Source organism: Paractinoplanes brasiliensis (assembly GCF_004362215.1).
GTDB classification, from domain to species: Bacteria; Actinomycetota; Actinomycetes; order Mycobacteriales; family Micromonosporaceae; genus Actinoplanes; species Actinoplanes brasiliensis.
In genome coordinates this window covers 181,503-204,124 of record NZ_SNWR01000001.1, presented here as the reverse complement: position 1 = coordinate 204,124, position 22,622 = coordinate 181,503, and the positions used below count along the sequence as shown (strand labels likewise).

The window sequence follows — 22,622 nt, the reverse complement described above, 5'->3', positions numbered from 1 at the left end:
GGACCTGAGCCGAATCGCGCCGGTACGGACCGGGGCCCCGCCGTGGCCCGCCGGGCGCTAGGCTCCCGCGGGTGATCGTGAACTTGGCGGCCGTGCTGGCCCTGACCCCTGCCGCCGCCGGGCTGCCCGCGGCGTTCGCCCCCGCGGTGGCCGCGCCCACTGACGTCCGCGTGGCGTGGACCTCCACCGAGCACACCGACGTGGAGATCACCTGGGACGAGAGTGTTCCGGCGCGTAACCGGCTGACCCTCGTGCCGCTCCGCGACGGCCCCGTCATGAACGTGGAGCCGAAAATCGTCGAGGCCGACCGGCCCGACCGGGCGTTGCTGTGGCAGGGTCTCTACGACAACGATTACCGCGTGCGCGTGGTGGCGATCGACGCGGACGGCGCCGAGATCAGCGAGCCGGCGTTCTCCCCGGTCTTCGACACCGACCGCGACCCGGCGCCGCGCATCGTCGGCGTGGCGCCGCGCGAGGACGGGTCGATCCTCATGACGTGGCGGCCGGGCACACTCACCGACCGGAACCCGGGCGACCCGCTGGACACCACCGGCCCGTTCCGCTACATCCCGGTGGCCTCGTTGTTCGAGTTCAACGAGTACGAAGACCTTGCCCCGCCGACCACCGCGACCTCGTTCGTCGTGCCGCCGCGCCAGGCCCCGGTCAACGTCGGCCTGCGCACCACGCCGAACGGCTGGTACGGCTACACCGGCGCCAACCGGTCGGTCCAGGGAAACCGGCTGACCGTGACGATTCCGCGCCGGGCCACGATCGGCGGCACGGTGACGGTGACCGGCAAGGCGGTCAAGCTCAACCGGCTGTGCGACCCGGGGCCGTGCCCGACGTACGAGGAGGACGACGCCGGCCGCGAGCTGCGGCTGCAGGAGCGTACGGGGGCCACCGCCGAGTGGCGGACGGTCGCGACTACGAAGGCCCGCAAGGACGGCACGTACGCCCTCGCCACGCCGTTCGCCGGCACCCGCGACTATCGCGTCGTCGCCCCGGCGGTCTCACTGGCTCCCGGCCGGACGGCCCAGGTGTTCGCCGCCACGGCCGTCACCACCACAACCGGCGTGACCGGCCCGGCCGACGGTGACGACAACGGCGGCTCCGGCGGCGGCCTGCCCGTCACCGGCGCCCCGGTGGTCGCGCTCGCGGTGGGCGGCGGGTTGCTTGTCGCGGCCGGCGCGGCGCTTGCACTGACCGGCCGGCGACGGCGTCGCCCGTCCTCGGGGGAGTGAAGCAGCCGGCTCCGGGTGCCGGTCGCGGCGTGGTCCCCCGTGCGGGAGATCCACGCCGCGGTCGGGCTTCAGGCCGGACGGCACGTGCGCGGCAAGGCCGTCATCGAGCCGTGGCGGGTGGGACGTGCTCGATGCGTACGCGGTTCAGCCACCCCGGGTAGTCGCTGAGCACGTACAGCTCGCCCTGGACGTCGACGCCGAACGCGGTCGGCTGGGTGGGGAAGTTGCCGATCGTGGCCGATTCGTAGCCGCCGCCGGGCTTCGGGCGTACGGCGAAAGCGGCAGTGTTGCAGTAATCACTGGCGATGTACGTGCCCCGGGCCTCGGGGGTGCGGGAACCGCGGTACACGAAGCCGCCGATCACCGAGCAGCCCTCGGTCATGAAGTGCTCGTACTCGAAGACCGGGTCGGTGTACTTCACGCCCGGCCGGCACTGCTGCTCGTCGAAGACCGGGGTGCCCTCACGGCACGACCAGCCGAGGTTGGCGCCGCGCTGCGCCGGGCGGATGTGGTTGACCTCCTCGATCAGGCCCTGGCCGACGTCGCCGATCCACAGCGAGTTGTCGGCCGGGTCGATCGAGAACCGCCACGGGTTGCGCAGCCCGTAGACCCAGATCTCCGGTCGCGCGCCGGGCGTGCGGACGAACGGGTTGTCGGTCGGCACGCAGTATGGCCTCGCCCCGCAGGCGCGGTTCACGTCGATCCGTACGATCTTGCCGAGCAGCGTGCCGAGATCCTGACCGGACTTGAACGGGTCGTTGGCGTGGCCGCCGTCGCCGAGCGACCAGTAGAGGTAGCCCTCACGTCCGAACGCGACCTGGCCACCGTTGTGGTTGCCGTACTCGGAGTGTTCCTGGGTGAGCAGGACCTGCAGCCGCTCGGAGGCGTTGAGGGGCAGGCGGGCCAGGGTCAGCGCGCCGTCCGGCAGGCTCGTGTAGGCCACGTAGAGCATTCCCGTACGCGTGAAGTTCGGCGCTGGGGTGATGCCGAGCAGGCCGCGTTCGTTGTCCGAGGTGTCGATGCGGGCCGAGAGGTCGAGCACCGGCTCGGGGGCCAGGCCGGTGTCGGGATGGTACGAGCGTACGGTCCCGTCCTTCTCGGCGATCAGCATCCGGCCGTCGGGCAGCCCGGTGATCCCGATGGGGCGGCGCAGGCCGGAGGCGACCTGTTCGGACACCACGGTGAGCTCGGCCAGGGGCGCCGCGCGGGTGTGGGGTTTGCCGGCCGCGGGGACCGAGGTCAGCAGGAGCGCCGACAGCACCAGGACGAGCAGCCCGGCCGGGCGCCAACGATTTCTCGACATGTCCAGCTCCTCGTTTCTTGTGGGGATGCAAGCTGGGAGCGCTCCCACTTTACATCGATGCACACCGATGTCCAAGGGGGTCCTTCGGCCCTGCCGACGGCCGGACGGGAGGGACGGGTGCCCCTCCCGTGACACGGCTCGTTGCTATCGGTACGTGATGTCGCTCTGGCTCACCTTGCAGTTGCTGTCGTTCCAGCCGGCGCCCAGGTACTTGGGTTCGCTGCCCTTGGCGACGCCCTGATACTTGCCGCAGACCGTGGCGTTCGAGGCGTTGCTCAGGGTGACCCGGGTGATGGTGGCGGTGTCGCCCCAGTTGGAGTTGATGCCGGCCACCATGTCGATGTCGTTCAGCAGCACGTTGTCGATCCGCACGTGCCGGGTGTACGAGCTGGAGCAGTTGCCGCAGGCGCGGTACAGCTTGCCCGAGCCGCTCAGGTAGAAGCCGGAGATGTTGACGGTGCCGTTGCCGTTGTGCTGGAACGTCTTGTCGCTGCCGTTGCGGGCGCCGCCGCCGATGACGTAACTGGTGCCGCCGCCGGTGCCCTTGAAGGTGGCGGCGTCCTCGCCGATGTCGTTCCACCACACGTTGCGGATCGTGCACGTCCCCTCGCAGTGCACGCCGTCGCCGGCGGGGGAGCCGAGGATGACGTTCTGCAGCGTGCCACCGTTGGCGATCTTGAACATGGGGTCCTGGGACTCGCTCTGCGAGCCGTCGCCGATGCAGCAGTACGTCTTCATGCCGCCGTCGAAGGTGCCCGAGACGTTGACCGTGCCGGAGATGCTCACCGAACCCGCCGAGGACGGCCACGCGCCGGTCGGAGTGCCGCCGGAGCCGCCCGGCGAGGTCGGCGTGGGGGTGGGCGTGGTGGGACCGGTGGTCGGCGTCGTGCCGCCGCTGCCGTACGTCTCGAACTCGGCGATCCGCGGCGCGCCGGACGCGCTGGTGATGTCGAACGTGAGCTTCTTCAGCGCGGTGGAGGCGAACGAGATGGTGCTCGGGCTGCCGCTGCCGCTGCTCAGCACGGCCCCGGTGTCGGCGTTGAGCAGGCGCCAGGCGCTGATCGAGCCGCCGCCGGAGGCCTGCCGGATGACGGCCGACGAGACCGTGGTGGCGCTGCCCCACTTGACCGACACGTAACCGGTCGAGCCGGATGGTGACCAGTAGGTGCCGGTGTTGCCGTCCTTGACGTTGCCGTAGCTGGTGCCGCCGGCCTTGCTCGAGCCGTCGGCGCCGCCGTTGAGGCTCAGGTTGTCGGCCGCCAGGGCCTGCGTGGCGGGCAGCGTCAGCATGATCGCGGCGGCGGTGAGCGCGGTGGCGGCTGCCGCCGACCATCGCAGGGCGACTGATCGTTTCATCCTTGTCTCGCTTCCATGTCGGGGATGCGTCGCGCCGCCCTCCCCACGACAGGAAAGCGCTTACCACCGGACGATAGGCATGCGTCGATATCAAGACAAGGAGTTGCAGGATTTGCATTGCACCCGGTCAGCGGCCCCGGTTCCCGTACCGGTCGGCCGCGTGGCCCAGGTGCAGCACCGCGGTGGGGGCGTCACTCGGGGACGACGGGGTGGACCGCCGGCGCACCACCACTCGCAGGAGCGCGGCCACGCCCGCCGCGACCAGCAGCCCGCCCAGAATCATGAACAGCAGCGGACCGTTGCCCTCGTCGCTGACGGTCTGGAGAGCAGGCGGCGCCGCGGCCGCACTCGTCTCGGGCTCCGCGGTCTCTTCCGCTACGGCCAGGGGCGACGCCGTTGCGGTGGCAGGCGCGGCCACGGCGGCCAGCACCAGCTGCACGCTCGCCTTGTCGCCGGCGGCAGCCCGTACGGTCTTGCGAGCCTCGCGATAGCCGTCCATGCTCGCCACCACGGTGATCCGGCCGTCGGCGATCGGCTTGGCAGCGGTCGACGTGATCGAGAACCGGCCCTTCCGGTCGGTCGTCGTCCGGTATTCGTGCCCCGCGCTGTCCCGGACGGTCAGCGAGACCCCGCCGACCGCCTTCCCGTCGGCGTCACGGACCCGGCCGGACACGCGGTCCACCTCGGACTTCGGTTTCTCCGTGCCCGGCGCCGACGCCCCCGGGCCGTGGACGTACACCATCTTGAAGTCGAAGTGGTTCTGCCCGCCCAGCCGCACGCCGATCGAGATGTTGAGCCCGGTGATCTCACCCGGATGTGCCTTGGGCGCCACCACCGTCGCCGAGAAGTCCTTGCTCGCACCGCCGCCCAGGCTGGGCTCGGCGCGGCATCCGCTCGCGCACTCCAGTCCGCCGCCGACCACCACGATCGCCGTCTCGGCCCGCTGCCCGGTGTTCGTGACGCGGAACCGCACCCGGACCTTGTCGCCCGGCTTCACGTTCTCGGCGGACACGCTCAGGATGCGTACGGGCGCCGGGGCCGCCGCCGCGGGCGTTGCCGGCGCCACGAGCGACGCCCCGATCAGCGTGAGCACTGCGGCCGCTCGTAAGCGCGTCACGTCGGAACCACCTTCTCGTGGGACAGCCACACCGGTCGATGAAGCCGCGCGCCACTATGCCCTGTCCGGCCCGCCTCGCGCGACCCGGAGTGACGTTCACGCCAGAGCGGCAGCGCCGAACGACACCGAGAACCGTTTGCACCAGATGCTGACGCTGCGGAAGTCGCCCGGGTCGATGCCGGCCGGCAGACGGTAGACCTGGTTGCCGTGGTTGCCCTTCAACTTCCCCACTTCCGCGTACGCGCCGTCGTCGAACACGTGCCACCCGCCGGAACCCGTGCGTACGGGCTGATCGGACAACCACACCCGCAGGTCCGGCCCGTCGGAGGTGTCGAGATCGATCAGCTCCAGCTGGTGGCTGCCGTCGGCGTTGCGCACGATCCGGGCCGAGCCGCTGGTGTCGTGCTCGTGGGTGACGAAGCTTCCCCGCGCGAGCACAACGGCAGCCCGTACGGGGGCCGGCTGCTCGGAGGCCGGCTGCTCGGAGGGCGGCGCAGCGCTCGCCACCACAGCCAGCGTGTCGGCCACGGTCGTGTCGGTGAACAGCCGCCACGGCTGGAACCAGTAGAGCCCTCCGGCGCCCACCAGCGCGACGACGATCCAGGTCAGGGGTTTCGAGAGCAGTTTGCGGACCATGGCTCCCACCCAACCCCAGAAACCCCGATGTGCCGCTTACCGTTCCCTTACGGAGCTCGCTTCGTGAGGTGTTCGACGATGCGGGTGAGGATCAGGCGCTGCCCGGTCGCTGACGGGTGCACCCCGTCGGCCTCCAGGAAGGCGTCCAGATCCTCGTTCGCGGTCGCCGTGTGCAGGTCCACGCACGCCGGGGCGACCTTGCGGGTGATCTCGGCGACCTCGGCGATGTCGGCGGCGTGCCAGCGGACCGGGCCGGCGGCGAACGTGGCGTCGATGCGCCGCTGGTCGACGGCGGGTGGGGTGATCGCGGTGACCGTGGCCCCCATGCCGGCGATCAGGTCGACGAGGGCCCGCAGGTTGCGTTCGGTCTCGGCGCCGGTGGCCATGCGGTGACCGGTGGCCCGTCCGTGCGTACGGACGTCGTTGGTGCCCAGCATGAGCAGGACGTGGCCGGGGCGGGCGGCCTCCAGCAGGTCGAACCGTTCCAGCACGTCGGCCGTCGTGTTGCCGCTGACGCCCAGGTTCACCGTGGTGTGCGACGGCAGCGCCGCGGACAGCAGCTCGAACCAGCCGATACGGTCGGCCGTGATCGAGTCGCCGACCGCGACGATCCGGTCCTCCGGGCGGAACGGGAGCGTGTCGAGCATGTCCCGGAACCGGTGGTCGGTGAGCATCTCGGCGGCGGTGTCCCGCGCCTGGCCGGCCAGTTCGGCGGCGATGTCCCGTACGGTCTGTGCCGGGCAGCCGACCATCTGCGCGAGCAGTTCGTCGTGCAGGTCGCCGGCGACCGGGAAACGTTGCAGCAGCGGCCAGAGCCGGGTATGGGTGTACCGGATGAAGGCCCGGCGTTCGTCGTCGGTGAGGCTCTGCGTGGTTGTCATACGTCGATTCCGCCCGTCAGCCCTTGACAGAGCCTTGCAGCAGCGCGGCCACGAAGCGGCGCTGGAAGATCAGGAACACGGTCAGGGTCGGCGCGAGGATGAGCAGCGAGCCCGCGCACAGCAGCGGGATGTCGGTGCCCCACTGGCCCTGGAAGGCGCCGAGCGCGCCGGCCATCGTCCGTTTCGCCGGGTCGTCGACCAGCACGATGGCGAGCAGGAACTGGTTCCAGGTCCACAGGAACAGCAGGATCGCCAGCGACGACAGGGCGGGGCGGGCCAGCGGGACGTGGACGCTCCGGAAGAGCTGCCAGGTCGTCGCGCCGTCGATGCGCGCGGCCTCGGAGATGTCCTCGGGCATGGTGACGAAGTGCGCGCGCATCCAGAGCACCGAGAACGGCATGAACAGGCCGATCAGCGGCAGGATGATCGCCCACCGCGTGTTGAGCAGGCCCATGTCGCGGATCTGGTAGTACAGCGGCGTGATGATGCCCTCGAAGGGCAGGGTCAGGCCGAGCACGAAGATCAGGAAGCCGATGCGGTGACCGGGCATCCGCAGATGGCCGAAGGCGAAGCCGGCCATCGTCCCGAGCAGCAACGAGACCGGCACGACGCCGGCCACGATCAGGGCGCTGGAGAGCAGCAGCTCGCCCATGTGCGCGGACCGGAACGCGTCGGCGAAGTTGCCCCACTGCGGGCTGTCGGGCCAGGACAGCCCGTCCGGGTACGTGCCCGACGGGTGCAGGGCGGTGACGAACAGGCTGATGAACGGCACCACCGTGATCACCATCAGCAGGATCAGCAGGACACGCCCGGTCAGGGTCTCCCGGCGGTTGACGATCATCGGTTGCCGTCCCTGGTGAACCGTTGGATGGGCAGAACGCAGACCAGCACGAGGGCCACGAGCACGACCGCCAGCGCGGAGGCCCGGCCCACCTCGCGTTCCGAGAACGCCAGGTAGAAGATCTCGAGTCCGGGAACCATGGTGGAGTTGCCCGGTCCGCCCTGAGTGGCGATGTAGACGATGTCGAAGCTGGCCAGCGCGGCGATCACGGTCACCGTGACGCAGACGCCGATCTCCTGGCGGAGGCTGGGCAGCGTGATGGCGAAGAACTCGCGGATCGGCCCGGCGCCGTCAAGCCGCGCCGACTCGTAGAGCGCCGGATCGATCTTGCTCATGCCGGCGAGCAGGAGCAGCGTGCACAGGCCGACGAGCACCCAGGCGCCGATCACGCCGACCGCCGGCAGGGCGGTGCCGAAGTCACCGAGCCAGGCGCGGGTCAGCCCCTCCAGCCCGACCGCGCTCAGCAGTTCGTTGGCCAGGCCGGTCGAGGACAGCAGCCAGGTCCACATGATGCCGGCCGCGACCAACGGGATGACCTGCGGCAGGAACAGCACGGTGCGGGCGACCAGCGCCAGCCGGCTGGTCGCGATGCCGCGGATGGTGGCCGCCACGAACAGGCCGAGCACCACCGGGATCCCGCTGAAGAACAGGATCAGCTCGAACGCGTGCAGGATCGGCGCGAACTGCTCGGCATCGGTGAACAGGCGGGTGTAGTTCTCCAGGCCCACCCACGTCGAGGCCCCGATCCCGTTCCAGTCGTAGAACGAGTACTGGACGGTGAACAGCAGCGGTCGCAGGACGAAGACGGTGTACATGAGGGCCGCGGGGGCCACGAACAGCCAGCCCAGCCAGGCGCCGGGGCGACGAGTACGCCGCCCCGGCGCGGCTGGTGTCCGCGGCGCGGAACCGGATCGGATGGCCACAGGTCAGCCCTTGACCTGACTCTCGTAGTCCTTCTGCACCGACTTGAGCAGCGCGTCCGGGCTCTGCTGGCCGGCGGCGAGCTTCTGCAGCTGCGGGGTCCAGCTCTTGGCGTAGATGGCGCCGGTGGCGTTGGCGATGAAGTCCATCGCGCCGTTGTCCTGGGCGATGGTGGCGCCGGCGGTCAGCGTCGCGGCCGTGACGGTGCCCTCCTGGACCGGCGGCATGTAGGCGTCCGACGGACCCATCGGGTGCGAGCCGCCGACCTTCACGGTGATGTCCCGGGCCTGCTGGTTGGTGGCCACCCAGTTGAGGAAGAACGCGGCGCAGTCGGCGTTCGGGGCCTTGGCGCTGATGCCGAACGTCAGCGGCGCCGACATCGCGGCCCGCTTGCCGCCCGCGTTGGCAGGAGGCATCAGGAAGAACCCGGCGTTGCCCGCCATCTGCTTGTCGAGGTTGCCCGACTCCCAGTCGCCGTCGAACATGAACAGCGCCTTGCCGCCGATGAACCGGCTCATCATGGTGGCGTAGTCCTGCGAGTTGATGTCGGAGGCGAAGTACCCGGCCTTGATCCACCGCTCCAGGTGCTGGGTGGCCTGCAGGTTGCTGGGGGTGTCGATGGTCGCCCCGGGCTTCTGGTAGATCCAGTCGTTGATCGGCCCCGGTTCCCCGTACGCCGCCATGAGGTTCTGCAGCGGGAAGGCGAGACCGCCGGTGGCGCCGCCGTTGAACTGGTTGATCGGCACCAGGCCGGCGTCCTTCGCCTTCTGCAGGACGGTGTCCAGCTCGGCCAGCGTGGCCGGCGGCTGCGTCATGCCGATCTGCGCGGCCAGCTTCTTGTTGTAGAACATGCCGGTCATGCTGAAGTTCAGGCCCTGGGCGTAGAGCGGGCCGTCGCCGCGCTGCCCGTTCGCGTTGACCCGCATCTGCTCCAGCTGCGAGGCGGGCCATTTGTCCCACCCGTACGCCTGGGCGTAGCCGTCCAGCTGCTTGAGCAGGCCGTCCTTGACGAGCTCGGACACCTGCGGCAGGCGCATGAGGTCCGGCGGGTCGTCGGCCAGGACCCGCGGCGCGTTCTGCGTGATCACCGCGAACTGGTCCTCGCGGATGTCCCACTTGACGTTGGGGAACTGCTTGGTGAACTCGTCGGCGAGCTCCTTGGGCAGGGGGAAGCCGGTCTCGAAGTATCCCCTGAGGGTCACCGGGTCGCTGCCGCAGCTGGTGGCCACGGCTGCCGCGCTGCCGGTGGTGGTGGGGGAGGAACTGGAGTCGCTGCCGGGCGCGCTGCAAGCTGCCGCGGTCAGCAGGCCGGCGCAGGCCAGCACCGCCATGACGGGACGTTTCATATGGTCAGCGAACACTTTTATCTCCTGGGACAGTGGGATCCCGGCCGGGAAAGCGTGGCCCGGGTGCGTAACAAGCACGAAACCTCATCGCCAGGGCAGTGTCAACAGATTCTATAGAAGCACTTTTTTGCAGACGGCGAAGTGACGAACTGCCAGCGCCAGGATCGGGTGCGGAGTGGGGGGCCGGCACGGCCGCGTCGCGGTGCGCAGGAGTGGGCCGGCGCGGCCGGCGTCGGGTGCGGAGTGGGGGCCGGCACGGCCGCGTCGGGTGCGCGGGAGTGGGCCGGCACGGCCGGCGTCGGGTGCGCAAGGGCGGGCCATGAAGCTCGGGTCGGGTGCGGAAGCGCACCGGTGGGGTCCGTGCCGGGTCAGGTGGTGGATCGCTGGACCAGGCTGACGTCGAGCACGGTCGTCGACCGCAGCTCGGATCCGCCGAGATGCCCCAGCAGCACGCTCAACGCTGTGCTGCCCGATTCCTCGAAGGGCTGACGCACCGTCGTCAGATCGGCCGCCACGGCCATGTCTCCGTCGTCGAATCCCATCACGGCCACGTCCTGCGGCGCCCGCAACCCGCGGTCGCGGGCCGCGAGCAGGACTCCCACGGCGAGCGCGTCATGGTGCGCCATGATCGCGGTCGGCCGGTCCGCCGCGTCGAGCAGCTCGGCGGCGGCCCGGCGGGCGTTGTCGACCGAGTTGTCGCTGCGCGCCACGGTGACCGACCCGCCAGCCGCCGCGATCACCTCGCGGAAGCCGGCCAGCCGTTTGATCGCCTGCGACTCGTAGTCGGAGACCTGCCGTTCGAGCAGGTAGCCGACGTGGCGATGGCCGCGGTCGCGCAGGTGCTCGGCCGCCGTCCGGCCGCCCGCCCGGTCGTCGATCACCACCCGGCTGAACAGGGCGCTGTCGGCGTCGACCGCCACCGTGGGCAGGCGCCGCTGACGCAGCCGGTCGGCGATGGCGTCCTCGATGCGCAGGCCCATCACCACGAGGCCGTCGAGCCGCCCGTGCACCGGCATGCTGGCCAGCACCGGTGAGGAGGCCAGGGCGGCCGACTCGTGGTCGAAGACCAGCACGTCGATCTCGAGTTCGGTGGCGGCGGTCAGCAGGCCGGACAACCGGCGCAGATACGAGCCGTACGAGGTGAACGGCGCCATCACGCCGATCCGCCCGGTGCCCTGGCGGGCCAGGCTGACCGCCTGCACCTTGGGGACGAAGCCCAGCTCGTCGACCGCCGCCAGCACCCGTTCCCGGGTTGCCCGGCTGACCCGGTCGGGCTTGTTGAGTACGTTGGAGACGGTCGAGATGCTGACCTGCGCGCGGTCGGCGACCTCGTAGATGGTGACTCGATGCCCCGCCGCCAACGCCCTGCCCCGTGTCCGGCGGGCGCACCGAGTCGCCCGTGTCCTACAAAAGCTTTACCTGAAGCACTCTACATGTGGCTGTCAGCTCCCGGCGCGGGTGACCTGGTGCCGCTGCCGCTGCCGTCCTCTCATGTCAGCGCTGCCGGGTGAGCAGGCCTGGGCGCCAGGGCAGGTTGTTGTAGTCGCCGCCGGCGTTGGGGTTCTTGCCTTGGTAGAGCAGTTGCAGGTTGCACGGGTCGACGGTTTTGGTCTGGTCGGGGTTGGTGCGGACCAGGTCGCCGTGGCTGATGTCGTTGGTCCAGGTGGCGCCGCTGTTGGCCTTGCCGGCGAACGGGTTGCTCTCGGTGGCGGCGTTGGGGGTCCAGGTGCCGTTGAGGCTGGTGGCGGTGAAGGAGCGGAAGTAGCGGCCCTGGCTGCCGATGGCTTCGACGAGCATCAGGTACTGGTTCTGCCCGGCGATTTTGTAGACCTCGACGCCTTCGAACAGGTTGTCGCGGGTGTCGGTCATGATCGTGGTGTAGTTCGCGCCGAAGCTGCCGGGGAAGTTGCTGATCGGCATGCTCGCCCGGTAGATCTTGCCGTTGTCGCCGGCGAAGAACAGGTACATGTTCTGGCCGTCCCCGATCAGGGTTTGGTCGATGACCCCGTACGGGGCGTCCGCGATGGTGCCGGTGAACAGGGTTTGCGCGCTGGACCAGCCGTTGGCGTTGGACGGGTCGGTCGAGGTCTTGTAGCTGAACGAGGTCGGGCCCCACTGGTAGGCCAGCACCCAGATGTTCTTCGGCGCGAAGTACAGCAGGGTGGGTGCGACGGTGCCCTGGTTCATCGGGTTCTGGCCGGCCGAGGCCATCTGCGACCAGTCGTCGAACAGGCCGAAGTTCATCGACCCGTACGAGCCGTTGTTCACGTTCGACGCGTACACCAGGTGCTTGCCGTTGTAGACCACGTTGGTGAAGTCCTTCAACGACGTCCAGCCGTTCTTCGGCTCGGCCAGCGCACCCGTCGACGACCAGCGATAGCTCGACGGCAGCGTGCACGTCTGACCGGGAGGATCGGACGGGGGCGGGCTCGTCGGCGGTTGGCTCGTCGGAGGCGTGGTCGACGGGGGCGGGCTCGACGGCACGGTTCCTCCCGTGCACGTCACACCGTTCAGCGCGAAGCTCGACGGGACCGGGTTGCTGCCGGTCCACGAGCCGTTGAAGCCGAACGACACCGAGCTGCCGGTCGCGATCGACCCGTTGTAACTGGCGTTCTTGGCGGTGACGTTCGAGCCGCTCTGGGTCACCGTAGCGTTCCACGCCTGTGTCACGGTCTGCCCGGCGCTGTACGACCAGGTCAGCGTCCAGCCGTTCACGGCGTCGCCCAGGTTGGTGATCGACACGTTGGCGCCGAACCCGCCCTGCCACTGCGACGACACGGCGTAGTTCACCGAGCACCCGGCCGCGGCGGCGCCGGCGGGGGCGGCCGCCACCACAGCGGTCGTCGCCAGCAGGGCGGCGCCGGCCGACCCCCAGGCGATCTTGCTCGATCTCGACAGGTTCATGGAGTTCTCCTGACCGGGGATGAGTTCGGGAGCGAAGATCCGTGCGTGTTACCGTTCACACGCTTTTCGGGCATGTTACGGGAGCGCTCCCATGGGCTCAAGCGGTGAATCATGCCGGTCGATAACAGCTGCTTGACGCTGAAAAAGTGTTATGCCGAAACGGTCGGCCATCGAGCTTGCGGGTCCGCCCTCAAATGCTACGTTCACAATCATGTCCGTCAATATGTCGCGAAACCTGTCCCGGCCCGTGACAGCCGTGATCGGTGCCGCCTCCGTGCTCCTGGCAGCGATCCCCGCCGCCGCGGCCGCCACCGCCCCGGATGGTCCGCCGGTAGCCGCGGCGCCGGCTGGGACCAGCTCGGACACGCCATTGGTGGCCGCGGCTGGTGCCGGCCCGGACACGCTGCTGGTGGCTGGGGCCGATCCGGACACGCCGCTGGTGGCTGGGGCCGATCCGGACACGCCGCCCGGAGCCCCGCCCGGCGTGTGCGAGCCCGGCGCCCCGGCCGAGCCGCCCCTGCCCGGCCCCACGCTGACGGCCCCACGGCTCCAGGGCGGGTTCACGTTCCTCGAGGGCCCCGTGTGGATCGATCGGCTCGGCGCCCTGCTCGTCTCCGACCTCCGCCCGGCCACCGGCCCCGAGCAGGTCCAGCCCTCCGCCATCCACCAGCTCACCCCGGGATCGCCGGCCAAGACGTTCGTGGCCGCCTCGGGCAGCAACGGCCTGGCGCTGAGCCCGGACGGCCAGCAGATCGTCGCGGCGACGCACGACAACCGCAACGTCTCCGCGTACCGGCTGGCCGACGCCGCCCGTACGGTGATTGCCGGGAACTTCGGGGGCCGGGCGTTCAACTCGCCGAACGACGTGACGGTCCGCGCCGACGGCGTCGTCTACTTCACCGACCCCAACTTCCAGCGGGGCCGCCGCGCCGACGAGATGGGCGGCCGGACCGGCGTGTTCCGGGTCGTCGACGGCCAGGTCGAGCTCGTCGACGACACCGTGCGCCAGCCCAACGGCATCGCCCTGTCACCCGACGGCCGCACCCTGTACGTCGGCGCCTTCGGCGAGAACCTCATCTACGCGTACGCCGTGCACCCGGACGGCAGCACCGGCGAGCGCACGGTTTTCGCGTCCGTCGGCAGCCCGGACGGGGTCACCGTCGACTGCGCGGGCAACATCTACTGGGTGTCGCACAACGAGGGCCGGGTGCACATCTTCTCCCCGGCCGGCGTCGAGCTCGGCACCATCACTGCCGGCCCCAATGCCACCAACGCCGCGTTCGGCGGCCCCGACCGGCGCACCCTCTACATCACGGCCGGACGCACCGGCGACTACGGCATCTCAGCCATCGAGCTGGGCGTGCCCGGCTACCCGTACTGAGAGCCGGCCACGCCCGGTTACCCGCAGGCCCCGCCACTCCACATGCCCACCCACTCCGCACGCCCGGCCACCCGCAAACCCAGACACTCGCAAACCCGGCCACCCGCAAACCCGGCCACCCGCAAACCCAGACACTCGCAAACCCGGCCACCCGCACGCACGCCCGGCCACCGACACACGCGTGGTGAACCGCGTGCCCGACCACCCGTACTGAAAGGTTCTTGCCATGCGCCTCGCCGCGCTGACCCTGATCCTCCCGGCGCTCGTAGCGACCGACACCACCCCGCCCACGGCCCCGGCCCATCTGGAAGCCGGCGCGCTCACCTGCGAATCGGTCACGCTGACCTGGTCGGCCGCGACCGACGACGTCGGGGTCGACGCCTACGACCTCTACCACGACGGCCAGCTGGTGACCTCGGTGCCGGGCGCCACGACGTCGGCCACGTTGCCGGTGGTCGGCGGGGCCACCTGGGGCTGGTACGTCAACGCCCGCGACGCGGCCGGCAACGTCTCGCAGGCCGGGCCCACGGTCTCGGTCACGCCGCCGTTCTGCGAGGAGGACGACCAGGCGCCGGCCGCTCCCACCGGGCTGACCGGCCGGGCGAGCGGGACCACAGCCACCCTGTCGTGGCGGGCCGCGACGGACAACGTGGCGGTGACCGCGTACGTGGTGTATCGCGGCGGAACGGCGATCGGCACTGTCACCGGCTCGGCCGCCACCCCGCCGGCGACCGCGTTCACCGACAGCGGGCTGCAGCCGCAGACGCGATATCGGTACGCCGTGGCCGCCCGCGACGCCCAGGGCAACATCTCGGCGCGCAGCGCCACGGTCGCCGTCACCACCGGTGCGAGCTGCACCAACGCGGTGTGCGGCACGACCCTGGTGACCACCGAGACGGACCTGCCGTGGGGGCTGGTGCAGCTGCCCGACGGCACCGTCCTTTACGGACGGCGCGACGTCTTCGACATCATCGCGATGGACCCGGACGGCGGGAACAAGCACAGCATCGGCATCGTGCCCGGCGTACAGGGAACCAATGGTGAGGGTGGGGTGCTGGGGCTGGCCGTGGGGCCGGACTTCACCACCGACCGTTGGCTGTACATCTATCACACCAGCGCCACCGACAACCGGATCGTGCGGATCCGCTACGACACCGAGCTGCGCACCGACACTGTGGAGGTTCTGCTCACCGGGATTCCCCGCAACAAGTACCACAACGGCGGGCGGCTGCGGTTCGGGCCCGACGGCATGCTGTACGCCGCGGCCGGTGACGGTCAGGACCCCGACCAGGCCCAGGATCTCGGCAACCTCGGCGGCAAGGTGCTGCGGCTGCGACCCGACGGTGGCGTGCCCGGCGACAACCCGTTCGCGGGCAGCTACGTCTGGAGTTACGGCCACCGCAACCCGCAGGGGCTCGCGTTCGACTCCCAGGGCCGGCTGTGGGAGCAGGAGTTCGGCAACAACGTCATGGACGAGACGAACCTCATCGTGAAGGGCGGCAACTACGGCTGGCCGGCCTGCGAGGGCACCACCGGCGACTGCGCAGGCGAGGGCCTGGTGGCGCCGGTACGCACGTACCCGGTCGCCTCGGCCTCGTGCAGCGGGATCGCGATCGTGCGGGACGTGCTGTACATCGCCTGCCTGCGCGGGGCCCGCCTCTACCGTGCGGTGATCAGCGGGGACACCCTGACCGACGTCCAGCAGCACTTCGTCGGCACGTACGGCCGGCTGCGCACCGTCGAGCCGTCGATCGACGGCAACCTGTGGCTGACCACCAGCAGCGGCGGCGACAAGGACAGCGTTCCGAACAACAGCAACGAACGCGTCCTGAAGGTGACGGTGGGCCGGTGAGCGATCACCGGCCCACCAGGGGCGTTCGTCAGCGGCGGGCCCTGAGCCAGCCCTGGATCTCGGTGATGACCTGACGGTCGGGGTCGCCGAACACCGGGTGGAACTTCGAGGTGATGTTCATCGTGTGCCCCATGCCCGGGTAGATGACGAGCTTGTGGTCCTTGTTGCCGGACGCGGCCACGGCGGCGTCGGCCACGATCGCGGCGCGGGCCGGGGTCTGGATGTCGCCCTCGCCGTTGAGCAGCAGGGCCGGGCCCCGGAACTTGGGCAGCGCCTGCGACACGGTCGGGAAGCGGGCGATGTCCTTGGCGTAGGCGATCGTGTATTCGTCCAGGTCGGGCAGGTTCGGGTACAGGTCGATGTTGGTCAGCTTGCGGAACACCGGGCCGGCCTCGGCGTCGATCGCGATCCGGCCGTCGCGGTTGCGGTCGGTGCCGGCGCGGACCTTCTTGCCGTCGAGCAGCACCGAGCGGAACTGGTCGGCCTGCTCCTTCGGGTGGCCGATCAGGCCGTGCGTCGCCTCGGTCGCGGTCAGCTGCCCGTCGCCGTTGACGTCGAACTCGTCGTGCAGCTCGGCCAGCAGGCGGCCGTAGATCTGGAACGTCAGCAACTGCTCGATGGGCAGGCCGACGACCCCCATCTCGATCACCCCGGCGGGCTCGGGGATGCCGAACTTGGCCGGAGTGGCGGCGAGGTTGGCGGCCACGTTGGTGCCCTCGCTGTGGCCGAGCAGGAAGATCTTCGACGGGTCCACCCTCGGCGAGCTCGCGGCGAAACGCACCACCGCCGCGGCGTCCCGCTGGATCTGCTCGTACGGGTTCTTCGGCAGGAGCTGGGCCGGGTCGTCGGTCAGCACGGGGCCGACGCCGGTCACGCCGCGCTTGTTGAACCGCAGGGTCGCGAACCCTTCGTGGCTCGCGGCCTGGGACAGCGGGACGAAGGTCGCGCCCTTGCCCTCCGGCAGGGTCTGGTTCATGTCGTTGTGGCCGCTGCCGTGCAGGAAGATGACGAGCGGCAGGCGCCCGGTGGACCGGGCCGGATAGGTGAGCTCGGCGTCGGTGACCCAGCCCTGGCCGAAGTCGATGCGTACCTGCTCGCGGGTGACGCCTGCCCAGCCGGCCGGCGCCGCGGCCCGGGCGATCGCGCTTTCGGCGATGTCGGCGTGGGCGACTCCGACGCCCGCGGCGAGGATGGCGGCAGCCGTGAGACCCACCGTCACATTGCGGTATTTCTTCGTCGTGGTCATGCCGGAAACGCTATTTCGCCGGCCCTGTCGGATCGATCCAGGTAACTGGCCTCTCCGGGGTACAGCAGGCTGTACCCCGGAGGCCCGTCGCTACGAGAACTGCCACCAGTTCAGGTTGAACAGATAACCGCTGCCGCCGGTGAACCGCAGGTAGAGGTCCCGGTTGCCGGTCAGCCCGGACACCGGGCACGAGACCGACGTCCACGCCTGCCAGCCGCCTGTGCCGGGCACCGTGCACGTACCGGCCAGGGTGCCGGTCGGGCTTCCGCTGCGCAGCTCGAGACGCCCGCCGCTGGTGGCCGAGGCGACCCGGGCGGTGAACGAGCCGGCGCCGTTACCGAAGGCGACGCCCTTCACCTTGATGTAGTCGCCGTTCTCGATGTACCCGACGTTCATCCCGCCCTCGGACGACGGTTCGGTCTCGACCCCGGAACTCCACGCGATCGTCTCGGCCTCCTGCCGTACGTACGGGTTGAGGGTGCCGTTCTGCGGGGCGCCGGAAGTGGTCATGTTGATGGTCGGGATGGTGCCGTCGGCGTTGTAGGTGAACTTCTCGACGGCCACCGAACGGGTGAAACCGCCACCGCCGGGAAGCGCGCCGTTGTGGTAGAAGAAATACGACCCGCCGTTGAAGTCGATTATGCCGGCGTGATTGGTGAAACTGCTGCCCTGGGTGGGCATGATCGTGCCGCGATACGTCCACGGTCCGGTCGGTCCGGGCGCCGTGGAATACCCGATGAACTCCGAGCAGCATTTCGCCGCGAACACGTTGTAATACAGGCCGTTCCGTTTGAAGACCCAAGGGCCTTCCTCATAGAGCGTCGGGCGAGAGGCATCTCCCGTACGGGTTCCGAAGCCGGCCGTGGTGAGCGGAATCTGGTTGACGCCGCCGCTGTAGCTGATCATGTCTGAGTTCAGCCGGACGTACCACAGGTTCGGGTTGCCCCAGTAGAGGTAGGCCTGCCCGTTGTCGTCGATGAAGACCGACGGGTCGATCTCACCGTTCTCGGCCAGCGGCCGCCCGAGCGCGTCGGTGAACGGCCCGGTCGGGCTGGACGACACCCCCACGCCGATGGCCATCCGCCCGGTCGCCCGGTTCTTGACCGGCACGTACCAGTAGAACTTGCCGTTGCGGCTGATGACCTGCCCGGCCCACGCGTCGGCGCTGGCCCAGCTGAACGTGGCCAGGCTCATCGGGGAGCCGTGGTCGGTCCAGTTCACCATGTCGGCTGAGGAGTACACCCGCCACTCCTTCATGGTGAACCAGGTCGAGTTGTCCTCGTCGTGACCGGTGTAGAGGTACACCCGCCCGTTGTGCACCAGCGGCGCCGGGTCGGCGGTGTAGACCGTCTGCACGATCGGGTTGTCGGCCCGCGCCGTCCCGGCGAAGGCGGGCGTCACCAGCACGCAGACGGACGCGACGAGCGAGGCGGCGATCCGCCGCCACCGGGCCCTCATCGCCGGCTCCACTGCTGGTTGGCTGCGCCCGTGCAGGTCCACAGCAGCGTCACCGTGCCGTTGGCGGTCTGGTTGTTGTTGACGTCCAGGCAGAGGCCGGACTGGTTGTTGCGGATCGTGCCGTTGGACTGGAACGTCCACTGCTGGTTGGCGCCGCCGTTGCAGTCCCAGAGCTGCGCCTTCGTGCCGGCGGTGGCGCCGGTCGGGGAGTCGAGGCACTTGCCCAGCGCCTGCAGGGCCTGGCCGGAGGTGGTCCAGCGCTGGTTGGCGGCGTTGTTGCAGTCCCAGATGACCGGCTGGGTGCCGTTGGCGGTGTTGCTGTTCGGCACGTCCAGGCAGCGGCCCGACGAGGCGCTGACCAGGCTGCTCGTGGGCGGGGTGGTCGGGTCGCCGGTGGTGCCGCCGCTCACCCGGTAGACGGCCGTGCCGTGCGCGGGCACGCTCGCGCTGATCGTGCCGCTGGTGCTGCTCGTCGCGCCGGTCCAGGCATCGACCAGCGAGTACGACGAGGCCCCGGACTTGCCGATGGCGGCGGCGGTGGTGGAGATCGTACGGGTGCTGTTGCTCTGGTTGAAAAGAGCGACCGCCACGTCACCGTTGGACAGGCGTTTCGCCAGTACGCGGAAGTTGGCGTCGCCCGCGACCTGAGCGCCCTGGCGGCCGAGGGTGTCCTGGTTGATCGCGATGAGCCGCGGGTTCTTGAGGATCGTCTGGGTCGCGGCCGACATGTTACGCAGGTCGTTGCCCGCGATCAGCGGCGCCGCCATGATCGCCCACATGGCGAAGTGGGAGCGCTGTTCGGTGTCGGTCAGCGTGCCCCGGCCGACCTCCATCATGTCCGGGTCGTTGAACCCGCCCGGCTTGGCGTACCCGGCCAGCGGCACGTTGACGTCGATGATGTTCTGCACGCCCATCGGGTAGTCGTTGACCTGGTCGGTCTTCCACACCAGCTGGATGTCCTCGGTGGTGCGCCAGATGTTGGCCACGTCGCCCCAGTTGCGCTGCGGGCCCGTCTTGGAGTGGATGCTGTTCGAGTTGATGCTGTACAGAATCGGCCGTCCGGTGGCCGCGAGCGCGTCGCGCATCTTGGCGAACGTGGTGACCTGGTCGTTGATGCTGCCGGAGGGCGAGCACCAGTCGTACTTCAGGTAGTCGACGCCCCACGCGGCGAACTGCCGGGCGTCCTGGGCCTCGTGCCCCTGGCTGCCGGTCGCGCCCGGGTAGTTGCCGAAGTACTGCGCACAGGTCCTGTCGAGCGGCGCCTGATAGATGCCGAACTTCAGGCCCTTGCTGTGGATGTAGTCGCCGAGCGCCTTCATGCCGCTGGGGAAGCGGGAGGGTTCGGCCTGCAGGTTGCCGCTGGAGTCGCGGTTCGGGCTCATCCAGCAGTCGTCGACCACCACGTACTGGTAGCCGGCGTCCCGCATGCCGCTGCTGACCATGCTGTCGGCCATGCCCCGGATCAGCGACTCGTTGATGTTGCAGAAGAACGTGTTCCAGCTGTTCCAGCCCATCGGCGGGGTGCGGCCCACCCCGTTGTCCAGGGCCTGGGCGGGCGTGGCGGTGGCCACGAACGCGGTTGCCGACAGCAGCAGCACCGCCGTCGCGAGCAGGGTCTTCAAACGTCTCATGGTTATCGACCGGTCCAGACCTGGTTGGGGGATGCGGTGCAGGTCCACAGCTGGACCTGGCTGCCGTTGGCGGTGGCGTTGGCTCGCACGTCCAGGCACAGGCCGGACGCGGCGTTGCTGATGGTTCCGTTGGCGTTGCGGTTCCAGCGCTGGTTGGCCGCCCCGGAGCAGTCCCAGAGCTGCGCCTTCGTGCCGGCGGTGGCGCCGGTCGGGGAGTCGAGGCACTTGCCCAGCGACTGCAGGGTCTGGCCGGAGGTGGTCCAGCGCTGGTTGGCGGCGTTGTTGCAGTCCCAGATGATCGGCTGGGTGCCGTTGGCGGTGTTGCTGCCCGGTACGTCCAGGCATCGCCCGGAGCCGGCGCCGACCAGGGCCCCGCCGGTGGTGGAGCCGCCGGGATCGCCGATGGTGCCGGGGACCGAACGCAGCGCGGCGTACCAGACGGCGGCCATCTTGTCGTAACCGCCGGCGGTCGGGTGGACGCCGTCGATCAGGTCGGCGGTGGTCAGGGCGGCGTGCATGTCGACCAGGTGCACCCGCTTGCCGCTGTTCACCTTGCTCTGCACGATTCCCGGGATCGCGCCGTTGAAGGTGCGCGCGGCCGCCTCCTGGCCGGAGTTGGCGAGCGGAATGATCGTCGCCACGAACACGTCGGCGGCGGGCGCGGCCGTGGTGATGCGGTCGATCAGCGTCGAGAGCCGGCTCGGCGCGGACCCGACGTTGTAGTTCTGCAGGATGTCGTTGGTGCCGATGTGCAGCAGGACGGTGCGGGGGTTCGCGGTGGCCAGCCAGCGCGTGATGTTCGCGTCGATCTGGTCGATCCGCCAGCCCGGGTGTCCCTGGTGGTCGTGGTCGCCGAGGGAGGCCGGGCCGTTGGACTGCGTGCCGACGAAGTCGACCCGGTAGCCGGCGCCGGCCAGCCGCTGCCACAGCCCGATGCGGTAACCGCCGGGAACCTGCGTTCCCTCCGTGATCGAATCGCCCAGCGGCATGACCTTGACGCCGCCGTTCGACTCGGCCGCGGCGGCGGGAGCGGCCGCACCGGCGAGCGCCAGCCCCAGAGCCAGGGCGACGGCGAGAATGCTGTTTCTTCGTTTGTGCACAGGTGCTCCTTTCGGCGGGCCGCCGGTGGACGCGGCACGCCAAACAGTGCGGCCGTAATAGCCGCACGAGATCCAGGTGAACGTTAACAGCGCGTGTGAAAGACGTTGCCAGAATGTTCTGCGACATTCAAGTGCGGAAATGTGTATCGGCTTTCAAATTTGTTCCGCGAAAAAGTGTTACGCCGATACGAATCAAACAGCCGCCCGGTCGGAGAAATGCGAGCCGGCGATCCGGGCACAGCCCACCGGACCCGAGCGCCGCGATGTCCCGCCTCGGTTCGCGTAGGTGAGCGCTGACAACGGCGTACGAGCTGCGGGGTGGCGATCGGTCGCCGTTCAGGAGGACGAGCGAGCGGCTGGGCGGGCGGGCAACCTGGCGGCCAGGGCGGCGACGGTGTGAGCCCGGATGCCGTCGACCGGGCCGTCGGCGGAAGTGGCCGCGACCGCACGGACGTGTTCCTGCGCGATCCCGGCCAGCCCGTCGTAAACGGCGACGAACAAGTCCCGGGCCGTCTTCCGGGGCCACCCGGGCGGTAACAGCTGCAACGGCAGGCGGGGATCGAGGACGGGCAGGCGCCGGTAGGTGTCCATCACCTCCGTACGGGCTTGCACCGCCTCTGGCCCGGCGAGCGCGTCCGCCGTGATGCGGGCCGGGACGCCGCCCCAATGCTGGAGGAAGGCCTCGTACTCGCGGGCGATGCCGGCGATGTCCCACGCCTGGACGGGCCGGCGCTGCGGGTTCGCGTCGAGGTCGACGTGCCGGGCGCGGAACACCGTCATGGTGCCGGGGGCGAACAGCGCCAGCTGGGCCCGGGCCTTGTCGGACAGGTCGTGCGGCGAGATCCACAGGCCGTCGTACAGCGGGGCGTAGCCCATCCAGCGCAGCTTGTTGCGCAGTTCCTGCCGGCGGGCGCGTTCACCCTGCGGCAGCGAGAACGCGATCAGCGTCCAGTGCTCGTCCCACGACTCGGCCCCGGTGGCCGCCGAGACGATCGAGCTGCCGCCGACGGAGAGGAACTCGGCCGCCTCGGGGGTGAGCCGGTACGCGCTGCGCCGTCCCTGCCGGCTCACCTGCAGCACCCCGCGACGGGCGAGGCGGCTGATGGCCGTCCGGGCGCCGGCCTGGCTCACCCCGGCCTCGGCCAGCAGGGCCACGATGGCCGCAGACGGCAGTTCACCCCCGGTGCTCAAGGTGTAGTCGGCGAGCAGGGTCACGGTGAGGTCCTGCGGCGAGTTCCCGGCCTGGCGGCGTGGCAGGCGTACGGCGTCCGCCGCGTCGTCCGGGAAGATCTCGTCGATGTCGTACGGGCTGGTCACGCGACGGCTCCGGCAGAGTCGGGGGCTGACGACTCCGACGATCTTCCCATGCCGCCGGCCGGTGTGGACGGCGCGCCACCTCGCCGCCCAC

General features: G+C 70.0%; 18 protein-coding genes. 3 read left to right on the top strand and 15 right to left on the bottom strand.

Annotated elements, in window-relative coordinates; all coding sequences use genetic code 11:
• Window positions 1–71: 71 nt before the first annotated feature.
• A complete protein-coding gene (locus C8E87_RS00785) occupies window positions 72–1,241 on the top strand; it encodes a hypothetical protein (RefSeq protein WP_133871277.1) in 1,170 nt (389 codons plus the stop codon).
• Window positions 1,242–1,341: 100 nt separating this feature from the next.
• Here the strand turns inward: C8E87_RS00785 and C8E87_RS00775 are convergent, their stop codons facing one another.
• The 10 genes from C8E87_RS00775 to C8E87_RS00730 form a co-directional block, all read right to left on the bottom strand.
• Window positions 1,342–2,544 carry a PQQ-dependent sugar dehydrogenase gene (locus tag C8E87_RS00775; protein WP_133871276.1) on the bottom strand — a complete coding sequence of 401 codons (1,203 nt, stop codon included), beginning with the start codon at window positions 2,542–2,544 and terminating at the stop codon, window positions 1,342–1,344.
• Between the two features lie 144 nt (window positions 2,545–2,688).
• Entirely contained in the window at window positions 2,689–3,900 is a 1,212-nt protein-coding gene (locus tag C8E87_RS00770; RefSeq protein ID WP_133871275.1) for a pectate lyase, read from the bottom strand.
• 127 nt (window positions 3,901–4,027) lie between these two features.
• Window positions 4,028–5,017 (bottom strand): carboxypeptidase-like regulatory domain-containing protein, encoded by a 990-nt coding sequence (locus C8E87_RS00765; protein ID WP_239080632.1) that lies wholly within the window; start codon window positions 5,015–5,017, stop codon window positions 4,028–4,030.
• A 96-nt stretch (window positions 5,018–5,113) separates the two neighbouring features.
• Window positions 5,114–5,653: a DM13 domain-containing protein gene (locus C8E87_RS00760; protein WP_133871274.1), complete on the bottom strand. Its 540-nt coding sequence runs from the start codon at window positions 5,651–5,653 to the stop codon at window positions 5,114–5,116.
• A gap of 47 nt (window positions 5,654–5,700) precedes the next feature.
• Complete coding sequence (locus tag C8E87_RS00755; protein ID WP_133871273.1) at window positions 5,701–6,534, bottom strand: SGNH/GDSL hydrolase family protein; 834 nt, start codon at window positions 6,532–6,534, stop codon at window positions 5,701–5,703.
• A gap of 16 nt (window positions 6,535–6,550) precedes the next feature.
• Window positions 6,551–7,375: a carbohydrate ABC transporter permease gene (locus C8E87_RS00750; RefSeq protein ID WP_133871272.1), complete on the bottom strand. Its 825-nt coding sequence runs from the start codon at window positions 7,373–7,375 to the stop codon at window positions 6,551–6,553.
• The gene (locus C8E87_RS00745; protein WP_239080633.1) at window positions 7,372–8,298 is read right to left on the bottom strand and encodes a carbohydrate ABC transporter permease; all 927 of its coding nucleotides are present in this window, start codon (window positions 8,296–8,298) and stop codon (window positions 7,372–7,374) included. The genes C8E87_RS00750 and C8E87_RS00745 overlap by 4 nt, the downstream gene beginning before the upstream one ends.
• A 3-nt stretch (window positions 8,299–8,301) precedes the next feature.
• Complete coding sequence (locus tag C8E87_RS00740; protein ID WP_239080634.1) at window positions 8,302–9,642, bottom strand: ABC transporter substrate-binding protein; 1,341 nt, start codon at window positions 9,640–9,642, stop codon at window positions 8,302–8,304.
• Window positions 9,643–10,010: 368 nt separating this feature from the next.
• On the bottom strand, window positions 10,011–11,003 hold the full coding sequence (locus C8E87_RS00735; protein ID WP_133871271.1) for a LacI family DNA-binding transcriptional regulator: 993 nt from the start codon (window positions 11,001–11,003) through the stop codon (window positions 10,011–10,013).
• Between the two features lie 133 nt (window positions 11,004–11,136).
• Window positions 11,137–12,546 carry a non-reducing end alpha-L-arabinofuranosidase family hydrolase gene (locus C8E87_RS00730; protein WP_133871270.1) on the bottom strand — a complete coding sequence of 470 codons (1,410 nt, stop codon included), beginning with the start codon at window positions 12,544–12,546 and terminating at the stop codon, window positions 11,137–11,139.
• 211 nt (window positions 12,547–12,757) lie between these two features.
• On the opposite strand from C8E87_RS00730, the gene C8E87_RS00725 reads away from it, so the two are divergent.
• On the top strand, window positions 12,758–13,927 hold the full coding sequence (locus tag C8E87_RS00725) for an SMP-30/gluconolactonase/LRE family protein (RefSeq protein ID WP_239080643.1): 1,170 nt from the start codon (window positions 12,758–12,760) through the stop codon (window positions 13,925–13,927).
• Window positions 13,928–14,153: 226 nt separating this feature from the next.
• Window positions 14,154–15,779, top strand: coding sequence for a PQQ-dependent sugar dehydrogenase (locus C8E87_RS00720; RefSeq protein WP_133871269.1), 1,626 nt, complete (start codon window positions 14,154–14,156; stop codon window positions 15,777–15,779).
• Between the two features lie 28 nt (window positions 15,780–15,807).
• Here the strand turns inward: C8E87_RS00720 and C8E87_RS00715 are convergent, their stop codons facing one another.
• From C8E87_RS00715 to C8E87_RS00695, 5 genes are all read right to left on the bottom strand, one after another.
• Complete coding sequence (locus C8E87_RS00715; protein ID WP_133871268.1) at window positions 15,808–17,025, bottom strand: alpha/beta hydrolase family protein; 1,218 nt, start codon at window positions 17,023–17,025, stop codon at window positions 15,808–15,810.
• Between the two features lie 90 nt (window positions 17,026–17,115).
• Window positions 17,116–18,483: a glycoside hydrolase family 43 protein gene (locus C8E87_RS00710; RefSeq protein ID WP_133871267.1), complete on the bottom strand. Its 1,368-nt coding sequence runs from the start codon at window positions 18,481–18,483 to the stop codon at window positions 17,116–17,118.
• The gene (locus C8E87_RS00705; protein WP_133871266.1) at window positions 18,480–20,114 is read right to left on the bottom strand and encodes a glycoside hydrolase family 27 protein; all 1,635 of its coding nucleotides are present in this window, start codon (window positions 20,112–20,114) and stop codon (window positions 18,480–18,482) included. The genes C8E87_RS00710 and C8E87_RS00705 overlap by 4 nt, the downstream gene beginning before the upstream one ends.
• Window positions 20,115–20,116: 2 nt before the next feature.
• Entirely contained in the window at window positions 20,117–21,214 is a 1,098-nt protein-coding gene (locus C8E87_RS00700; RefSeq protein WP_438865997.1) for a ricin-type beta-trefoil lectin domain protein, read from the bottom strand.
• Between the two features lie 336 nt (window positions 21,215–21,550).
• Window positions 21,551–22,531 carry a PaaX family transcriptional regulator gene (locus tag C8E87_RS00695; RefSeq protein WP_133871265.1) on the bottom strand — a complete coding sequence of 327 codons (981 nt, stop codon included), beginning with the start codon at window positions 22,529–22,531 and terminating at the stop codon, window positions 21,551–21,553.
• Window positions 22,532–22,622: the final 91 nt, after the last annotated feature.

Excerpts from the sequence above, each read along its gene's own strand:
- C8E87_RS00705 (WP_133871266.1), bottom strand. The coding sequence starts at position 20,114 with ATGAGACGTTTGAAGACCCTGCTCGCGACGGCGGTGCTGCTGCTGTCG.
- C8E87_RS00725 (WP_239080643.1), top strand. The coding sequence starts at position 12,758 with ATGTCCGTCAATATGTCGCGAAACCTGTCCCGGCCCGTGACAGCCGTG.
- C8E87_RS00730 (WP_133871270.1), bottom strand. The coding sequence starts at position 12,546 with ATGAACCTGTCGAGATCGAGCAAGATCGCCTGGGGGTCGGCCGGCGCC.
- C8E87_RS00740 (WP_239080634.1), bottom strand. The coding sequence starts at position 9,642 with ATGAAACGTCCCGTCATGGCGGTGCTGGCCTGCGCCGGCCTGCTGACC.
- C8E87_RS00775 (WP_133871276.1), bottom strand. The coding sequence starts at position 2,544 with ATGTCGAGAAATCGTTGGCGCCCGGCCGGGCTGCTCGTCCTGGTGCTG.
- C8E87_RS00750 (WP_133871272.1), bottom strand. The coding sequence starts at position 7,375 with ATGATCGTCAACCGCCGGGAGACCCTGACCGGGCGTGTCCTGCTGATC.
- C8E87_RS00755 (WP_133871273.1), bottom strand. The coding sequence starts at position 6,534 with ATGACAACCACGCAGAGCCTCACCGACGACGAACGCCGGGCCTTCATC.
- C8E87_RS00760 (WP_133871274.1), bottom strand. The coding sequence starts at position 5,653 with ATGGTCCGCAAACTGCTCTCGAAACCCCTGACCTGGATCGTCGTCGCG.
- C8E87_RS00770 (WP_133871275.1), bottom strand. The coding sequence starts at position 3,900 with ATGAAACGATCAGTCGCCCTGCGATGGTCGGCGGCAGCCGCCACCGCG.
- C8E87_RS00710 (WP_133871267.1), bottom strand. The coding sequence starts at position 18,483 with ATGAGGGCCCGGTGGCGGCGGATCGCCGCCTCGCTCGTCGCGTCCGTC.
- C8E87_RS00720 (WP_133871269.1), top strand. The coding sequence starts at position 14,154 with ATGCGCCTCGCCGCGCTGACCCTGATCCTCCCGGCGCTCGTAGCGACC.
- C8E87_RS00715 (WP_133871268.1), bottom strand. The coding sequence starts at position 17,025 with ATGACCACGACGAAGAAATACCGCAATGTGACGGTGGGTCTCACGGCT.